The sequence below is a fragment of the Microbacterium sp. NPDC056044 genome (genome assembly GCF_042267145.1).
Taxonomy (GTDB): domain Bacteria; phylum Actinomycetota; class Actinomycetes; order Actinomycetales; family Microbacteriaceae; genus Microbacterium.
Genome location: NZ_JBHJWZ010000001.1, coordinates 210,699 through 225,372 on the forward strand (window position 1 = coordinate 210,699; position 14,674 = coordinate 225,372).

Consider the following 14,674-nt stretch of genomic DNA (forward strand, 5'->3'; position numbering starts at 1 on the left):
GAGGACGATCATGAGCCACCACGCAGACCACGACGACACCCCGCAGCACGGCACCGGCACCGAGGAACCTGTCGCAGCGACCCGCCGCGAGCAGCGCGAGCGCAACGCCGCGAGCCCGAACGCCGGCACTCAGGATCCCGCCGCGTCGGCTGAGGCCGCCGAGCCCGTCGCACCTGCGGAGCCGGTCGAGCACAGCGCGACGACGGACCACGACGTGATCCGCCAGTGGGCGGAGGATCGCCACGCGACCCCGGCCACCGTCGAGGGCGCCGAGCACGAGGGGAACCTCGGCGAGCTGCGCTTCGACTTCGACTTCGGCAACGACCTCGAAGACCTCAAGGAGGTCTCGTGGGACGACTGGTTCCGCGCGTTCGACGAGCGGGGACTCGAGTTCGTCTTCCAGGAGAGCACGCGGCCCGACGGATCGGCGTCGAACGACTTCAGTCTCGAGCCGGCCGGTCAGCCGCGCAGCTGACGCTGGCGTGCCGGGCTGCGCCCGCGCGTGCGCGAGACTGGCCGCATGGGTTTCACACGCGCCGAGCTGGAGTCGTACCGCGGGCGCAGCATCCCGGATCTCATGCCCTCGCACCCGAGACTGGTGTTCGTGGGCATCAACCCGGGGCTATGGACGGCGGCCACCGGCGTGCCGTTCGCGTACCCGGGCAATCGCTTCTACCCGGCGCTCGTCGCGGCGGGGATCATCGAGCGGATGCCGCAGATCGGCGATGACGGCATGGCCGAGGCCGACCGCCGCATGCTGCTCGACGCAGGCATCGGCATCTCGAGCATCGTGCGCCGCGCGACGGCGCGGGCGGACGAGCTCTCGCGTGAGGAGCTGCGCGAAGGGGCGGAGCGGCTGGAGCGCGACGTCGCGGGGTGGAAGCCCGCGGTCGTGGCGATCCTCGGTCTCACCGCGTACCGGCAGGGCTTCGCGCGCCCGCGGGCCGTCGCGTGGCGGCAGCCGGACGGCCTCGGTGGGGCTGCACTCTGGGTGGTGCCCAACCCGAGCGGCTTGAACGCGCACATGACGGTGGCGACGCTGGCCGAGGCCTACGCCGAGCCCGCACGCGCGTCGGGCGTGATCGCGTGACGCGCGACGGGGCGTCAGCGTCGGTGGCAGCGACGCGGCGCGCCCGTCGTTTCGGCGCGGCGGGACTGCTCGCACTCACGGTCGCGGCCGGGCTGCTGGTGCACACGCTGCTCCCCGATACACCGGCGACCGACATCGCGGGCGATGCGCTCTACGCGGCCGCGGCGTACCTGGCGGTGGTGTTCATCGCCCCGCGTCTTCGCCCGCTCGCCGTGGGGGCGATCGCCGCCACGTGGTGCGTCGCCGTCGAGCTGTTCCAGCTCACAGGCCTGCCGCTCGCATGGGGTGCGATGTTCCCGCCCGTGATGCTCGTGCTGGGCACGGTCTTCGACGCCCGCGATCTGGTGATCTACGTCGCGGCGATCGCTCTCGCCGCCGCCGTCGATGCGGTCTCAACCCGCCGCACGCGCCCTCGCGACTAGGATCCCGCGCTGCGACGTGGGGAACCGCGCGAGCATCGCCCGCAGCTCCTCAGCGTCGACGTCGGCCCCGAAGGCTTCGGCGCCGGGCTCGAGCATGATCCCGGCGGCGAGCGGCCCCGCGTACACCGGGTCGAACCCGAGGTCGTCGACCACCCGCATCACCGCCTCGACGTCGGGCGCCGCATCCCCGGCCACCGCGATCGCCTTCCGCCCCGCTGTCCCGTGGGGTCGGGCCTCCTCGTCGAGATCCCGGTATCCCATGTGGTTGAACGCCTTCACGACCCGAGCGCCGGGCAGGAACCGCTGCACCGTCTCGCTCGTCGTGGTGCGCAGGTCGCCGAAGTCGGCGCGCAGCCCGTCGACCTCCCACCAGTAGTTCATCGCGTCGATCACGAGCGTGCCGGCGAGCGCCTCGACCGGCAGCGTGTGGTGCTGGGGGAGCGGCAGCGCGAGCACGACCGCGTCGGCGTCACGTGCGGCGACGGATGCTGCGACAGCCACCGCACCCGGAGCGACAGCCTCGATCGTCCCGGCGACGCGCGACGGGTCACCCGACCCCGCGACGAGCACCCGGTAACCGGCCGCGCGGGCGAGTCGAGCGAGCACCTGCCCCACGCGCCCGGCGCCGATGATCCCGAGCACCCGGATCGGCCGCTCGAGTCCGCCCTCACTGCTCACGGCCCCAGGCTAGCCAGCCGCGCCGGGTTGCAGCATCCGTCCCCGCGTCCGACGATGGGGGAATGGGGGATGCCGAGACCGACGGCCCGGGGGCCGTCGAGCCTGTCGGGCCGGCGAAGCGCCGAACCGAAGTCTGGGCGATCGTCGCGCTCGTCGCCGTGCTGCTCGCCGGTGCCCTCACCGTCGTGTGGCTCGTCGGCCCGCCCGCCACCGAAGCGGCCCCGGCCCCGACTCGAACCGCGACCCACACCCCGACAACGACTCCCACCCCGACCCCGATCCCGACCCCGACGCCCACCCCCACGGGCTTCGCCGCCAACACCGGTTCGTACGACGTGTCGACCCTCCCGCAGGTCAACGTGTTCGCCGTCATCCCGGGGCTCCCGGTCGATGACGCCGCGTTCGCCGCGCCGCTCCCCGTGCATGCCGCGGCGAAAGGCATCGGCGCTCCGGTGTGGGCTGACCCCACCGCCGAGCCCATCGCGTACCTCCCGCAGGCGTACACGTTCGACGGCACGAGCGTGCCCGTGGTCGAGGAGCAGGAGAACTGGGTCAAGGTGCTGCTCACCGGGCGGCAGGCCGTGCCGTCGCAGGGCAACCCGGCGCAGACCACCGGCTGGATGCGCAAGGCCGACGTCGACCTCGCCCCGACCGACGCCGGTGTCGTCGTGAGCATCTCGGGCCGAACCGTCGACATCGTCCGCGCCGGCGTGCCCGAGCGCATCGCGACGGACTTCGCGTGGGGCACCGACCGCACGCCCACTCCGCTCGGCCGCACGTTCATCATGACGACCCGCGTCGTGCCCGAGTACGCCTACACGCGCGGCCACCCCATCGTGTACCTGGCGGTGCAGTCGCCGACCCTCGACGGCTTCGGGGGAGCGGATGTCGCGGTCACCGCCTTCCACTACCACGATGACCGTTCGGGGGCGATCTCGAACGGATGCCTCCGCCTCGACCCGTCCGCGATCACGAAGCTCGCCGAGCTCCCGCTGGGAACCCCGGTCATCGTCAATCCATAAGCCCGCCCCACCTACTTCGGAGGACCCCCCTCATGCAGCAGCGCGCACTCGGCCGCACCGGACGTTCGGTCTCGGCGATCGGCCTCGGCACCTGGCAGCTCGGCGCCGACTGGGGCGCGGTCACCGAAGAGGACGCCACCGCGGTGCTCGCCACATCCGTCGAGCACGGCGTCACCCTGTTCGACACCGCCGATGTCTACGGCGACGGGCGGAGCGAGTCGATCATCGGCCGGTTCCTCGCCGCGCGGCCCGGCCACGGCATCACCGTCGCGACGAAGATGGGCCGGCGCCTCGCACAGGAGCCCGAGAACTACACGCCCGAGAACTTCCGCGCGTGGACCGACCGGTCCCGTGCGAACCTCGGTGTCGACACGCTCGACCTCGTGCAGCTCCACTGCCCGCCGACCGCGGTGATCGAGGACGACGCCACGTTCGACGCCCTCGACGCGCTCGTCGCCGACGGTGCGATCGCCGCCTACGGCGTGTCGGTCGAGACGACGGCGCAGGCGCTCGCGGCGATCTCCCGCCCGAACGTGACGAACGTGCAGATCATCTTCAACCCGTTCCGGCTCAAGCCGCTCGACGAGGTGCTGCCCGCCGCCGCGGCCGCCGGCGTCGCGATCTTCGCGCGCGTGCCGCTCGCGTCGGGGCTCCTGTCGGGCAGGTACACGGCGCAGACGACGTTCGCCGCCGACGACCACCGCACCTACAACCGGCACGGCGAGGCGTTCGATCGCGGCGAGACCTTCTCGGGCGTCGACTTCGAGACGGGCATCGCGGCAGCCGCCCGGCTCGCGGAGGCCGTCCCTGCCGGCACGACCCTCCCCGCGGCCACCCTCGCCTGGATCGCGGCGCAGCCCGGCGTCACGAGCGTCATCCCTGGCGCCCGCAACGTGCGCCAGGCCGAGTCCAACGCCGCAGCTGCCGCCCTCCTGGACGACGTGGACCTCACCGCCTTCGACCGCGCCGTCCACGCCGTCTACGACCGCGACCTCCGCGCCGCGATCCACCCGCACTGGTGACCCGCCGCCGACCCTGAATCACGGATGCCTCGACCCCGCGAAGTCGCAGGGCCGAGGCATCCGTTCCGGGGGGTTTACGGGGCCGGGTAGTCCACCACGAACTGCGGCAGACCCGTGTTCGTGCTGTCGACCTGGCCGCCGACTCCGTTCACGACGTGCTGGACCGTGCCGGCCGACAGGTTCACCGTCATGATGTGGTGCAGCTTCACGCCGGGCCTCTGCGGCACCTCGAACCCGTTCGCCGTGATGATCGACGGGTTGTTCTGGTTGAACACGTAGACGCCGGCGCCGTCGAGCTCGTGGCTCTTGACGTGGTCGGCGACCTTGTAGCCCGGGTAGCCGAGCGCGCCGTTCGGCTGCGTCCAGTCGGCCTGCGTGGGCGGGTCGTAGGGCAGCTCGTTCTGGTACAGGATGACCCGGCCCCGCTCGCCGTTCCAGAGCGTGTTGTACGTCTGGAAGTGCTCGACGAACAGGCCCGTCGCGGTCACGTCGTCGCCGTTCACGATGACGCCGACGGTGCCGGTGTTGGTGTTCCACCGCTGGGTGTCGCCGTTCACGCCGTTGCTCGGGTCGAAGCCCTCGACTCCGTGATCACCGCGCCACACCCAGGTGTGGTCGATCAGCACGTGGTCGGCGTTCACCTCGAGTGCTGTCGTGGACTTGCCGATGTGCGGGCCGCCGACGCGGAAGTACACGTCGCTCAGCGTGATCGGATCGGCCGCATCGAGCTTCTTGCCGACCTTCGGGCTGCCGACGCGCAGCAGCACGGGCGAGAGCTTCGTGCCCGCGTCGATGGTGACGCCTGCGACGATGATGCCGTCGGCATCCTTCACCTCGAGCGGCACCGCACCGTTCACCGCGGTGAGCGTCGCGTGCCCGAGGCCGAGCACGACAGTGTTCGCGCGCTTGACCTCGATCGACTGCGCGACGTTGTAGATGCCCGGCGTGAGGATCAGGTGCTGTCCGCGCGCGAGCGCGTTGTTGATGTCCTTCACCGAGTCCGACGGGGTCGCGATGTAGAAATCGGTGATCGGGATGCTGCGCCCCGCGGTCTCACCTGAACCCCAGCTGATCCCGCTCGAGTCGCGCTGAGCCGCCGGCACGCGCACGTTGTAGCGTCCGGCATCGTCGACGTAGAGGAACGGCTTCTCGCGGCTGACCGGCGTCTGGTCGACCGTCGTGTACGGCGGGTTCGGGAAGCCGGCGTCGTCGGGCGCCCCGGCGACGCCCGAGAACACCTGGTTCCACACCGCGTTCGACCAGCCCGCGATCTCGCTGTTGCGGATCAGCCACTGCTGCTGCGACCCGTTGGTCACGGCGGGCAGGCGCGAGTCGGCGATGAAGCCGCCGCTGGCGTACTGCGGACCGGCGCTGCAATAGTCCATGAGCGACAGGTTGCCGCCGGAGATGTCGAGGCGTCGCATCGACACCGCCTGCGACACCGCCCAGAACTCGGCGCTCGCGCGGCAGCCGTCCTGGCCCGCCTTGTTCACGTCGATGGACAGGTTCGAGATGGTGCGCCAGAAGTTCACGAGCGCGAGGCAGTTGCTCGTGCCGCCGCCTTCGAGGCAGCGGTTGTAGACCTCGACGGCGCCGTGGACGGTGACGTCCTCGGGCGACGCGCCGAGCCCGGCGACCTCGGTGTAGTAGCCGACCTTGACCTGCAGTGGGTCGGCGGCCGAGCCGTACTCGCCGGGCAGGAAGTAGACGGCGCGGCGGTTGGTGCTCATCTCGGCGTCGACCTGCTGGGCGTGCAGCGCATCGAGCTCGGCCCGTATCTGGGCCACCGGCGTGCCGGGCGAGTAGATCGTGACGTTCGGGCCGAAGTCCGGGTGGAACGGATCGACCGCGCGCGGCGGCGCCGCGACGGCGGGCGTGGCCAGCAGCGCGCTCGCGACGAGCGCGGTGCCGGTCACCACGGTGCCGATGCGCACGAGCCGGGCGCGGCGGCCCGATCGTGCGGGCGGCGCCGTGAGGCGTGAGAAGGGCATGGGGAGTCCTCTCCGTTGAGGTGAGCCCGGCGGGTGCCGGTTACTTACCGGACTGTAACCAAGCGTGGGAGCGGTCTCAAGAGTCAGTTTCGGGGGAGCGCTTGCTGATTCGTTTCAGAACTCGAGCCGCACCACGAGCCGTCGTTTCGTCGGGTGCGTGACCTCTCGAAAGCCCGCTGCGAGGAACGGGCCGACGGGCCCGACGCTCAGTTCGTCCCAGATCACCTTCTTGCCGTCGGTGAGCATCGGATAGCCCTCGACCGCCGACGCGCCTCTCGCGCGGGCGTGCTGAACGGCCGCGGCGATGAGCGGGTACGTCAGTCCCTCGCCTCGGTGGCCCTTGCGCACGACGACGCACGCGATCGCCCACACGGACTCGTCGTCGGGGTCTTCGTCGCGTCCCTGCCACGGCACGGGCGACCCCCGCACCCGCCCGTAGACCCCGCGCCGGTCGACCGCGCACCACGCCACCGGCTCGTCGCGGAGGTAGGCGACGATGCCGATCGTCTCGGTCGCGCGCGGGTCGTCGCAGTGCGTCTCGGCACGCAGGATCGCGGCACGTTCCGCTTCGGGCATGTACCACCAGTCGTGATCGCCGAGGCGCTGACGCTGGCACTGACACCGCCCCGCGGCGCCGGTGAGGATGGCCTGCAGGTCGTCCCACGAGGCCTCGTTGGCAGGAGCGAAACGCAGTCCGTCCATGTCGGCAGGGTAACGCGGCGCGCCGACACGCCGGGAGTATGGTGTGGCTTGTGCCCCTCACACCTCGCGTCGCCGTGGTCATTCCGTGCCGCGACGACGCGGAGTATCTCGACGCGTGCCTGGCCGCCCTCGCCGCGCAGACGCACCCCGCCGACGTCGTGATCGTGGTGGACAACGCGAGCACGGATGCCTCGGCCGCCGTCGCCCGCGCCCACGACGCCGTCGTGGCATATGAGCCGTCGATCGGCATCTGGCCCGCCGTCGCCCGCGGCTACGACGAGGCGCTCGCTCTCGCCGACATCATCGCCCGGCTCGACGCGGACTCTCGGCCGCACCCGGACTGGATCGCGCGTCTCGTGCGTGCCTTCGTCGCCGACCCCACCCTGGGCGTGCTGACCGGCGGCGCCGAGTTCTACGGCGGAACGCCCATGCAGAACTACCTCGGCGAGCGCTGGTACATCGGCGGCGGGCACTTCTGGATCAAGAAGTGGCTCGGCATCCCGCTGGTGTTCGGCTCGAACTTCGCGATGCGCGCGCGGGTCTGGGAGCGCGTGCGCGACCAGGTCGATCGCGGCAACGCACGCATCCACGACGACCTCGACCTCACGATCCGGCTGCGGTCATCCGACGGCGTGCGCTACGACCCGCAGTTGCGCATGCCGGTGTCGGCGCGTCCCGTCCAGTCCCTGTCCGGACTGTCTCGGCGGGTCTTCCGGGTCGCGTCGACGTTCGCCGCGAGCTGGCCCGAGGGCGCGAAGTGGCGCCGCGCCGAGCCGTCGCGCGTGGCATCCGCCTCGAGCGATTGGGAGCCCGACGGCGACGACTGGACGCCCGAGTACGGCCGCTGACGGGCGGGCTCAGCCTCCGAACGCCGGAGCGGTGAGGTAGACGTAGGCTGCGAGCGCCAGCACGTTCACGCCCACCGTTCCCCAGAACGCGCGGCGGAACGACCGCTTGCGGGTCTTGTGGCGGAATGCCTGCTGCGCGACGAGCGCTCCCGGCCAGCCGCCGACGAGCCCCAGGACGAGCAGCGTCTGCTCCGAGATGCGGTCGGCCTGGCGGCGCGCGGCCGCCTTGTCGATGCCGTACGCCGCGAACGCCACGATGCTCGCCGCGCCGTAGAGCGCCGGCACCCACCACGCGAGGTCGAACACGACGTACGCACCGGCGAACGCCGCGGCGAAGACGATCAGCGTGATCCAGCTGAGCGCGGCGGGCAGCGGCTTCGAGAGGTCGCGATCGGGTCGCTGCGTGGTGGCGAGGGGAGCGCGAGGGCGCGGGGTGGGCATGCGCACGATCCTATGGGGGTGGGTCGGCGTACGGTGGCACCATGCATGAGCTCACCGAGGAAGCGCTGGTCGCAGCATCCGTCGATGTCGTCTGGCGGGAATTCACGGTCGCCGGCCGGCTGTCGGAGTGGTTCTGGCCGCCGCGCTTCGAGACGACCGCGGTCGTCGAGCTGCGCGAGCTCGGCCGGTGGGAAGTGCGGTCGGTGCCCGTCGACATGGCCGTCGAAGGAACCGTGCTCACCTTCGACGCGCCCCGCGCGCTCAGGCTCGGCTGGCGGTGGGCGGGGGAGGAGCACACCACGGATGTCGAGATCGAGCTGCAGGAGGCGGTGGATGCTGCGACCCGCGTGATCGTGAGGCACTCCGGCTTCGCGACCTCTGAGGAGCGCGACAACCACATCGACGGCTGGGCGACCTGCCTGCAGCGGCTGGTGGATCGCCACGGCGGAGCCCCGGGCGAGCACCTGTGATCATCGAGTTCGATGGCGACATCTTCCGCTGGGCCGCTCGTGACGACGCGGCCTGGTTCTTCGCAACCGTTCCGCCCGAGCTGGGGGAGGAGATCCGCGAGATCCCGCGTCCGTATCGCGGCTTCGGTTCCGTGCGCGTGAAGGCGCGCATCGGCGGCACCGAATGGACGACCTCGATCTTCCCGCTGTCGGAGACCAGCTCGTACGTGCTGCCGCTGAAGAAGTCGGTGCGCGACGCCGAGAAGCTGGTCGACGGCGGACCCGTGACGGTGCGGCTCGAGGTGCTCGACGGCTGAGGTCGCGGGCGATCAGCCGGGGGTCTCGAGCATGCGTCGCTGGATGCGGCCGTCGAGGTCGTCGAGCTCGCCGATCACGTCGTTCGCGGCCCACACGCGGTCGCGCTTGCGTCCCGTGATCTCGGTGACCACGCCCGCCTCGGTGAGTCGGTCGAGCGCCGCGTAGGCGGTGGCGGGGGTGCTGCCGATCGCAGCGACCGCGTCTTCGCCCGACATCACGGGGTCGTCGAGGAGGGCGCCGATGAGCCGGTCGGTCGCCGATCCGGGGGTCGCCTCGGCGAGCGACCGCCATTCGGCCGGCAGCTCACGCAGCGCGTCGATCGAGCTGCGCGACTCGACGGCCGCGGCGACGGCGGCGCGCACCATGATCTCGATGACGGCTGTGGGGTCGCCCTCGCGGTAGGCCGTGAGGGAGGCGAAGTAGTCGTCCCGCACTGCGAGCAGGCCGCTGGCGAGCGGCATGATCGCGGTCTTCGTGACGTCGCGTCGGCGCAGGATCGCGCTGACCAGCGCCCGACCGATGCGCCCGTTGCCGTCTGTGAACGGGTGGATGGACTCGAACTGCGCGTGCGTGATCGCCGCCTGCACGAACACCGGGACGTCGTCGCGACCCGCGAACGCGAGCAGGTCGTCGAGCAGCGGGGCGACGAGATCAGGTGGTGGCGGAACATACAGCGCGTTGCGCGGGCTGTGGTCGCTGCCGCCGATCCAGTTCTGCATGTCGCGGAGCCGGCCCGCCCAGGCTGCCTCGCCGGCGTCCTCCGCCATCAGAGTGCGGTGCGCGGCAAGCAGGTCGTCGAGTGTGATCCGCCCTGTCTCGCCGGCGCGATCGACGAGCCGGTGCAGCGCCGCGGAGGCCGCCACCATGCTGGTCGCGCTCGTGTTCGCGCGGCTTCCGGCCAGTGCGCGCGCATAGTCGCTCGCGCTGGCCGAGATGCGCTCGATCTTCGACGACGCGACCGACTCGGTGCGCAGCATGAAGCGTCCGAGTGCGCGCGATTGCGCTCGCGCCTCGGCGTCGGTCGTCGCCACCTCGACAAGCGCTCGCTCGGCCGCGGCGGTCACCGCCGGGCTCGGCACATGACTCAGGTGCGCGATGCGCGGAGGGATGGACGCGGCAACGGAGCGCAGCATCCGGTCCTCCCGGCTGCCGCCACGGATCGACTGCCGCCAGTCGCGGGCTTCGATCGTATGGGCGGGCCAGATCGGAGCGCCCCGACCTGAAACAATGCCGCTCACTGTTTCAGTGTAACCATCACAATTGAAATAACAGCAGCGCTGTGACACTGCTCGCGGTCACGCCGCTCCGGTATGTTTGCGCTCGGGAATCATTCTGCTGGGGGGCATGATGACGGACGGGTCTCAGGGGGGACCGCCGCCGGGTTGGTGCGCGGACGAATCGCACGCTGACCGCCTGCGGTGGTGGAACGGCGCTGCCTGGACGGATGAGGACCGTCCGGCGACGACGGCTGCTGCCGCCCCCACTGCGATCGATGCCGTCGGCGGCGCCGAATCGGCGCCGAAGGCCGCGCCGTTGAGCCGCGCGCAGTTGCGCGCGCGACGCGCGGCGGACGCCGATGCGGCGGACGCGGACGCGGTGGACGCGGACGCGGCGGGTCCCCGCGTGGCGGCTCCGCCTCAGGTCGAAACGTTCCCCGACCAGATCATGCCCCGGCGTCCGGCGCCGTTCGATGACCGGCTGCCGGCGCCGATCGTGTATCAGCCGGTGTCGAGTTCGTACGTGGGGGAGATGCGTCCGTCGTTGCCAGAAGCGGCTCCGGCGAACATCCCGGCGCGCGCGTCGATCGCACTGATCGTGGTGGCGGCGCTCGGCGGTCTGGCGGTCGTGTTCTGGCTGAGCGGGTGGAACGCGTCGATCGCGGGCCTGGTCAGCCTGATCAGCGTGGCGTTCGCGGCGGGCGCGTTCTTCCTCGCGATCGGCGGCCTGATCGTGGCGACGCAGCGTTCGACGAGCCGGCTGCTGTCGGGCATCGCCGTCGTCGTGTCGATCGGGCTCGTGGCAGGGCTCGCCGTCGTCGCGACGCAGCAGGCGCTCGCGATCCTGAGCTGAGCGGGTGAAGGTCAGAAGGGTGGCGGTTCGACCGGCAGTGTCAACGACGTCGGTGTCACCCACCATTTCGCACCGGTGATGTCGTCGCGGTAGAGCACCCATTTGCTCTTGGTCTTGATCACATGGTGCTGTTCGCAGAGCGGACTCAGATTCGTATCGGCGGTCTTCCCGCCGTACTGCCAGTCCAGCCGATGGTCGATGTCGCAATCCCGGGCGGATCTCGTGCATCCGGGCCCGGCACAGACCTGGTCGCGAACACCGAGCCAGCGTCGCAGCGCGTTCGGCACCTGATACGTGGTGCGGTCGACGTCGAGAACGGTGCCGGTGACCGGGTGCGTGAGGATGCGGACCCAGCTGGATGCCTCTCCCGCGAGCCGCCGTGCGGTCTCGGTGTCGATCGGGCCGTATCCGTCGAGAGTCGCAGGCTCGTCGCCCTCATTGAGAAGCGTCAAGGCCGGGACGGTCATGGCGACGGCCGCGCGGGAACGCCAGGCGGGGGACTTCGAGGTGTCGGCCTCGGCCTCAGCGGAAATGCCTGCAGCGAAGCAATCGAGCGCGGCGTCGGCGCGCAGCTGCGCGAGCGTGCGTTCTTCGCCGTCCTGCGCGCGCAGGTGCCGGGCGTGGGCGTCGACATAGCGATAGGTGGCGAGCACCTTGTCGGCCGCTCCGAAGACGGTGAGCGAGGCCATCCCGTCGGCTTCGGGCTGGAACCACACGTTCCGCTCGTCCATCGCCCGCTTGTGCCGATCGTCGATGTGCTCGGGGTGCACGCGTTCACGCACGACCCTGGCGCGAACGCGGAACTTTCCCGGCACGAGCGTCTGCGCCGACTTCTCGAGCTGTTCGTCGAACGTCGCCCACGCGTCCTTCGCGCGCGCGGGAAGGGTCGCCGCCTGCGCAGCTGCGGTGGCCGCGTTCTGCGCGACGATGCGCCCCGACCGGAACGCCGCCCAGATCTTCGGGCATCGCGTCTGCAGTGTCTCGGCGTTCGCGGCGCGGGTGCGGATCATGTTCTCCGACATCCCCAGCCGCACCGCGAGATCCATCGCGGCAGCGCGCACCGCGATGTCACGCCGCTCCGCGCGGACCGCCGCCGTCGACCGCCCCTGCGGATCGAGCCAGGCGGGATCCAGGGTCGGGTCAGGTCCGACCCATGGATCAGGGCAGGCCGCGGCATCCCTCAGCACCTCCGCGATGCCCGCGTACTCGTCAGCGATCAGCACGCGCGCGCGGGCGTTGATGCCTTCGAGCGCAGCCACCGCCGCGGTGTGGGACTCGCCGTTTGTGTCGAGTTCGGCGATGTCGAACTCCGGCGGCTCGATGCCGGCGTCGCGAGCCGCTACCTCGTCGAGGAAGCGATCGGGATCGAGCACCCACGCATCTATGACTTCTGGCGACGATGAAAGATTCACATGTTCAGACTAAGGAGGGCCTCCGACATTCGGTTATAGCTTCGCTCATTGCCGGGTCGATCACGCTGCGGGACGATGGGGCAGGGCTGTAACGCGGACGGTGGGAAGCGATATGGCAGACCGTCCGGATCAGTCGATGCCGGTCGCCATCAGTGGTCGTCGCTTGGTCGTCCTGCATCGATGAGCGCGTCAGCGTCCTCCGTGGATGCCGCGACATCGCATCCGACCACTCGGTAGAGCGAGGAATCCCCCTTGCGGTACGCCAGCTCCACGTTGGCTGAATCGTCGAGGCCCTCGAGCCCGCGATACCGCTCCACCGTCGGCAGGAGTTGGTCGGGGTGGAACTGGAGGATCCACTTGACTCCCAGCTCTCGCGTCGCCGTACACGCCGCGTCGCCCGGTGATGCGGTCGCGAAGCCGTCGTAGAAGGCCTGTTTGAGTGGTGTCATCCCTGACAGCACATGCGGCATCAGCACTCGCCGCCCGGTGATGGCGAAGGCGAAGTTGGAGCCGTCTCTTTGGTTCCCGGCGATGACGTCCGATTCCGGAACGACGTTGACGACCTCGTCCAATACGGCGCGCTCGTCGGGTCCCACTGCCGCCCGCGAAATCATCGGATTGTCCGTCGGCGTGAAGACAGATCTGGTCCATGCGTCAGTCGTACGGACCGCGGGACTGACCACGACCAGAACGACGAAAAGACCGATGGCCAGGATCGATGCAGTCGCGCGAGCGAATGGTCCTCGTGGTGTGCGATCACCGGCCGCCGACGCCATCCACCGCCATGCCGTCTTGCCGCCAAGAGCTGCGAGGGGAAGAGTCACGATCGGCGCGAACGCCGCTACGCGCGTCGCGTCCGAGTACCAGGGGCCCGCCACGAGGATGCGCAGAAACTCGTCGGTCCCGGCTGCTGCGACGTAGACGAGTCCCACGATCAGCCATCCGGTCGCCGCCGCATACCCGCGGTAGTCCTCGTGGCGAACGGCCCGCACCAGCCCGACGGCGAGCAAGATCGCGACCGCGAGAGAGATCGCGACGCCCCCCCACGATTGAAGGAGCACCTCGCCGATCGACTGCGCGATGGTTCCGCGCCACGAGTGCTCCTGCGCATAGTCAGGACGGATCAGCAGAGCGAACCCCAGGACGACCGCGACAGCGATCACGATTCCCGACACGGCTCGAAGCCGTTGCGGCTTGTGCTCACGGGCGACCCGCACCAAGGAGATGGTCACGGGTGCCAATGCGAGGACCGCCAGCATCACCACAGCTGACGGGTGCATGGCGCCGATGCCGGGGATCCCGATGAGCAGGATGAGGAGCCCACTACCCGAGCCGATCGGGGCACGCGCGAGTCGTGTCGTTTCGATGATCGCGGCCAGTCCGATGGCGACCAAGGGAATCGATCCGACCAGCGGGTAGGTCCCCATGTAGGGGATGAGCTGGAAAGGGAAGGCGGCGAAGCCGGCCGAAAGGACACCCGCACTGATCAGTAGTGCAGGAGACGACCCGAAGAGAGTCCTCGTGAGAAGCACGCCTGCCAATGGCCAGATCAGCGCGCCGAAAATGATCAAGGCGGCATTGGACGCGACCGGGATACTCGCTCCGGAGAGCTGAGCGATGAGTGCGACCACACTGTGCCATGTCGTCGGATAGAAGGCGATAGGCGAACCTCCTGGCTCACCGAATGTCCCGAATCCCAATGGCGAAGGATCGCCGCCTTCGAAGATGAAGCGCGCGGCGTTGAGGTGGAACACGTTGTCGCCCACCTGCGCGAAGAGGCCGGGTGACTCGATGACGAGCACCGAGCGCACGAGCATGAGGACGCACCCGAGTGCGACCGCGACGAGCGGAACCAGCGGCGGGGTCTGGGCTTGCGTGGGGCGCAGCCGGCCGGCAACGCGCGTGAGCAGCGCACAGATCACTCCACCGACGACGCCGACAGTCAAAGGCGCCCACCCCTGAAGCGGCGTTCCTGCCCAGCCCGCGAAGAATGTTGAGAGCGTCACCGCGGAGACGCCTGCGAGCGGAACAGCGCCGGCGAACCAGAGTCCGCGCAGGCGCAGGCCGAGAGCGATCGCCGCGCCGGGCGCGGCGACGACAGCTGCTCCCGCGACGACTGCGAGCGCGAGTGCCCACCAGGCCATCGGTACCCCTCCCCAGCGATACTTCTTCCCGCGAAGCAGAATAGGTGCTCCCGGCGCCGGCGGAG

At 70.3% G+C, this 14,674-nt stretch carries 16 protein-coding genes and 1 pseudogene; 10 read left to right on the forward strand and 7 right to left on the reverse strand.

The annotated features are described in order from the left end of the window. Positions 1-10 precede the first annotated feature (10 nt). The 3 genes from ACFC1I_RS00920 to ACFC1I_RS00930 are packed head-to-tail and all read left to right on the forward strand — an operon-like array spanning position 11 to position 1,512. On the forward strand, positions 11-475 hold the full coding sequence (locus ACFC1I_RS00920) for a hypothetical protein (RefSeq protein WP_376005896.1): 465 nt from the start codon (positions 11-13) through the stop codon (positions 473-475). 45 nt (positions 476-520) lie between these two features. Beyond that, entirely contained in the window at positions 521-1,090 is a 570-nt protein-coding gene (locus ACFC1I_RS00925; protein WP_376005898.1) for a mismatch-specific DNA-glycosylase, read from the forward strand. Further along, positions 1,087-1,512, forward strand: a complete 426-nt coding sequence (locus ACFC1I_RS00930) for a DUF2809 domain-containing protein (RefSeq protein WP_376005900.1) — start codon at positions 1,087-1,089, stop codon at positions 1,510-1,512. The genes ACFC1I_RS00925 and ACFC1I_RS00930 overlap by 4 nt, the downstream gene beginning before the upstream one ends. On the opposite strand, the gene ACFC1I_RS00935 is transcribed toward ACFC1I_RS00930, so the two are convergent. Continuing rightward, positions 1,483-2,190, reverse strand: coding sequence for an NADPH-dependent F420 reductase (locus ACFC1I_RS00935; RefSeq protein WP_376005902.1), 708 nt, complete (start codon positions 2,188-2,190; stop codon positions 1,483-1,485). The genes ACFC1I_RS00930 and ACFC1I_RS00935 overlap by 30 nt on opposite strands. A gap of 62 nt (positions 2,191-2,252) precedes the next feature. Between ACFC1I_RS00935 and ACFC1I_RS00940 the strand changes: the two genes are divergently transcribed. Both ACFC1I_RS00940 and ACFC1I_RS00945 read left to right on the forward strand, forming a co-directional pair. Further along, positions 2,253-3,212, forward strand: coding sequence for a L,D-transpeptidase (locus tag ACFC1I_RS00940; protein WP_376005904.1), 960 nt, complete (start codon positions 2,253-2,255; stop codon positions 3,210-3,212). 32 nt (positions 3,213-3,244) lie between these two features. Next, the gene (locus ACFC1I_RS00945) at positions 3,245-4,234 is read left to right on the forward strand and encodes an aldo/keto reductase (protein ID WP_376005906.1); all 990 of its coding nucleotides are present in this window, start codon (positions 3,245-3,247) and stop codon (positions 4,232-4,234) included. A 74-nt stretch (positions 4,235-4,308) separates the two neighbouring features. Here ACFC1I_RS00945 and ACFC1I_RS00950 read toward each other — a convergent pair whose 3' ends face one another. Together ACFC1I_RS00950 and ACFC1I_RS00955 are read right to left on the reverse strand one after the other, a co-directional pair. After that, positions 4,309-6,225, reverse strand: coding sequence for an adenylyl cyclase (locus tag ACFC1I_RS00950; protein WP_376005908.1), 1,917 nt, complete (start codon positions 6,223-6,225; stop codon positions 4,309-4,311). Positions 6,226-6,339: 114 nt separating this feature from the next. Then, positions 6,340-6,927, reverse strand: coding sequence for a GNAT family N-acetyltransferase (locus tag ACFC1I_RS00955; RefSeq protein WP_376005909.1), 588 nt, complete (start codon positions 6,925-6,927; stop codon positions 6,340-6,342). Positions 6,928-6,977: 50 nt separating this feature from the next. On the opposite strand from ACFC1I_RS00955, the gene ACFC1I_RS00960 reads away from it, so the two are divergent. Next, on the forward strand, positions 6,978-7,775 hold the full coding sequence (locus ACFC1I_RS00960) for a glycosyltransferase (protein WP_376005911.1): 798 nt from the start codon (positions 6,978-6,980) through the stop codon (positions 7,773-7,775). Positions 7,776-7,784: 9 nt separating this feature from the next. On the opposite strand, the gene ACFC1I_RS00965 is transcribed toward ACFC1I_RS00960, so the two are convergent. Beyond that, positions 7,785-8,216, reverse strand: a complete 432-nt coding sequence (locus ACFC1I_RS00965) for a DUF1294 domain-containing protein (RefSeq protein WP_376005913.1) — start codon at positions 8,214-8,216, stop codon at positions 7,785-7,787. Positions 8,217-8,257: 41 nt separating this feature from the next. On the opposite strand from ACFC1I_RS00965, the gene ACFC1I_RS00970 reads away from it, so the two are divergent. Further along, positions 8,258-8,686: an SRPBCC domain-containing protein gene (locus ACFC1I_RS00970; RefSeq protein WP_376005915.1), complete on the forward strand. Its 429-nt coding sequence runs from the start codon at positions 8,258-8,260 to the stop codon at positions 8,684-8,686. Continuing rightward, positions 8,683-8,982, forward strand: a complete 300-nt coding sequence (locus ACFC1I_RS00975; RefSeq protein WP_376005917.1) for a DUF1905 domain-containing protein — start codon at positions 8,683-8,685, stop codon at positions 8,980-8,982. Before ACFC1I_RS00970 ends, ACFC1I_RS00975 begins: the two co-directional genes overlap by 4 nt. 12 nt (positions 8,983-8,994) lie before the next feature. Here ACFC1I_RS00975 and ACFC1I_RS00980 read toward each other — a convergent pair whose 3' ends face one another. Continuing rightward, positions 8,995-10,221 (reverse strand): Fic family protein, encoded by a 1,227-nt coding sequence (locus tag ACFC1I_RS00980; protein WP_376005919.1) that lies wholly within the window; start codon positions 10,219-10,221, stop codon positions 8,995-8,997. 109 nt (positions 10,222-10,330) lie between these two features. On the opposite strand from ACFC1I_RS00980, the pseudogene ACFC1I_RS00985 reads away from it, so the two are divergent. Continuing rightward, positions 10,331-10,447, forward strand: a pseudogene (locus ACFC1I_RS00985) (DUF2510 domain-containing protein); the annotation flags it as partial. Between the two features lie 69 nt (positions 10,448-10,516). Further along, the gene (locus tag ACFC1I_RS00990) at positions 10,517-11,053 is read left to right on the forward strand and encodes a hypothetical protein (RefSeq protein WP_376006784.1); all 537 of its coding nucleotides are present in this window, start codon (positions 10,517-10,519) and stop codon (positions 11,051-11,053) included. Between the two features lie 11 nt (positions 11,054-11,064). Here the strand turns inward: ACFC1I_RS00990 and ACFC1I_RS00995 are convergent, their stop codons facing one another. Together ACFC1I_RS00995 and ACFC1I_RS01000 are read right to left on the reverse strand one after the other, a co-directional pair. Further along, a complete protein-coding gene (locus tag ACFC1I_RS00995; protein ID WP_376005921.1) occupies positions 11,065-12,426 on the reverse strand; it encodes a DUF222 domain-containing protein in 1,362 nt (453 codons plus the stop codon). A gap of 188 nt (positions 12,427-12,614) precedes the next feature. Beyond that, positions 12,615-14,609, reverse strand: coding sequence for a DUF6541 family protein (locus ACFC1I_RS01000; RefSeq protein WP_376005923.1), 1,995 nt, complete (start codon positions 14,607-14,609; stop codon positions 12,615-12,617). Positions 14,610-14,674 lie beyond the last annotated feature (65 nt).

Coding starts and splice junctions, on each gene's coding strand:
- ACFC1I_RS00920 (WP_376005896.1), top strand. CDS start 11: ATGAGCCACCACGCAGACCACGACGACACCCCGCAGCACGGCACCGGC.
- ACFC1I_RS00925 (WP_376005898.1), top strand. CDS start 521: ATGGGTTTCACACGCGCCGAGCTGGAGTCGTACCGCGGGCGCAGCATC.
- ACFC1I_RS00940 (WP_376005904.1), top strand. CDS start 2,253: ATGGGGGATGCCGAGACCGACGGCCCGGGGGCCGTCGAGCCTGTCGGG.
- ACFC1I_RS00945 (WP_376005906.1), top strand. CDS start 3,245: ATGCAGCAGCGCGCACTCGGCCGCACCGGACGTTCGGTCTCGGCGATC.
- ACFC1I_RS00950 (WP_376005908.1), bottom strand. CDS start 6,225: ATGCCCTTCTCACGCCTCACGGCGCCGCCCGCACGATCGGGCCGCCGC.
- ACFC1I_RS00955 (WP_376005909.1), bottom strand. CDS start 6,927: ATGGACGGACTGCGTTTCGCTCCTGCCAACGAGGCCTCGTGGGACGAC.
- ACFC1I_RS00965 (WP_376005913.1), bottom strand. CDS start 8,216: ATGCCCACCCCGCGCCCTCGCGCTCCCCTCGCCACCACGCAGCGACCC.
- ACFC1I_RS00970 (WP_376005915.1), top strand. CDS start 8,258: ATGCATGAGCTCACCGAGGAAGCGCTGGTCGCAGCATCCGTCGATGTC.
- ACFC1I_RS01000 (WP_376005923.1), bottom strand. CDS start 14,609: ATGGCCTGGTGGGCACTCGCGCTCGCAGTCGTCGCGGGAGCAGCTGTC.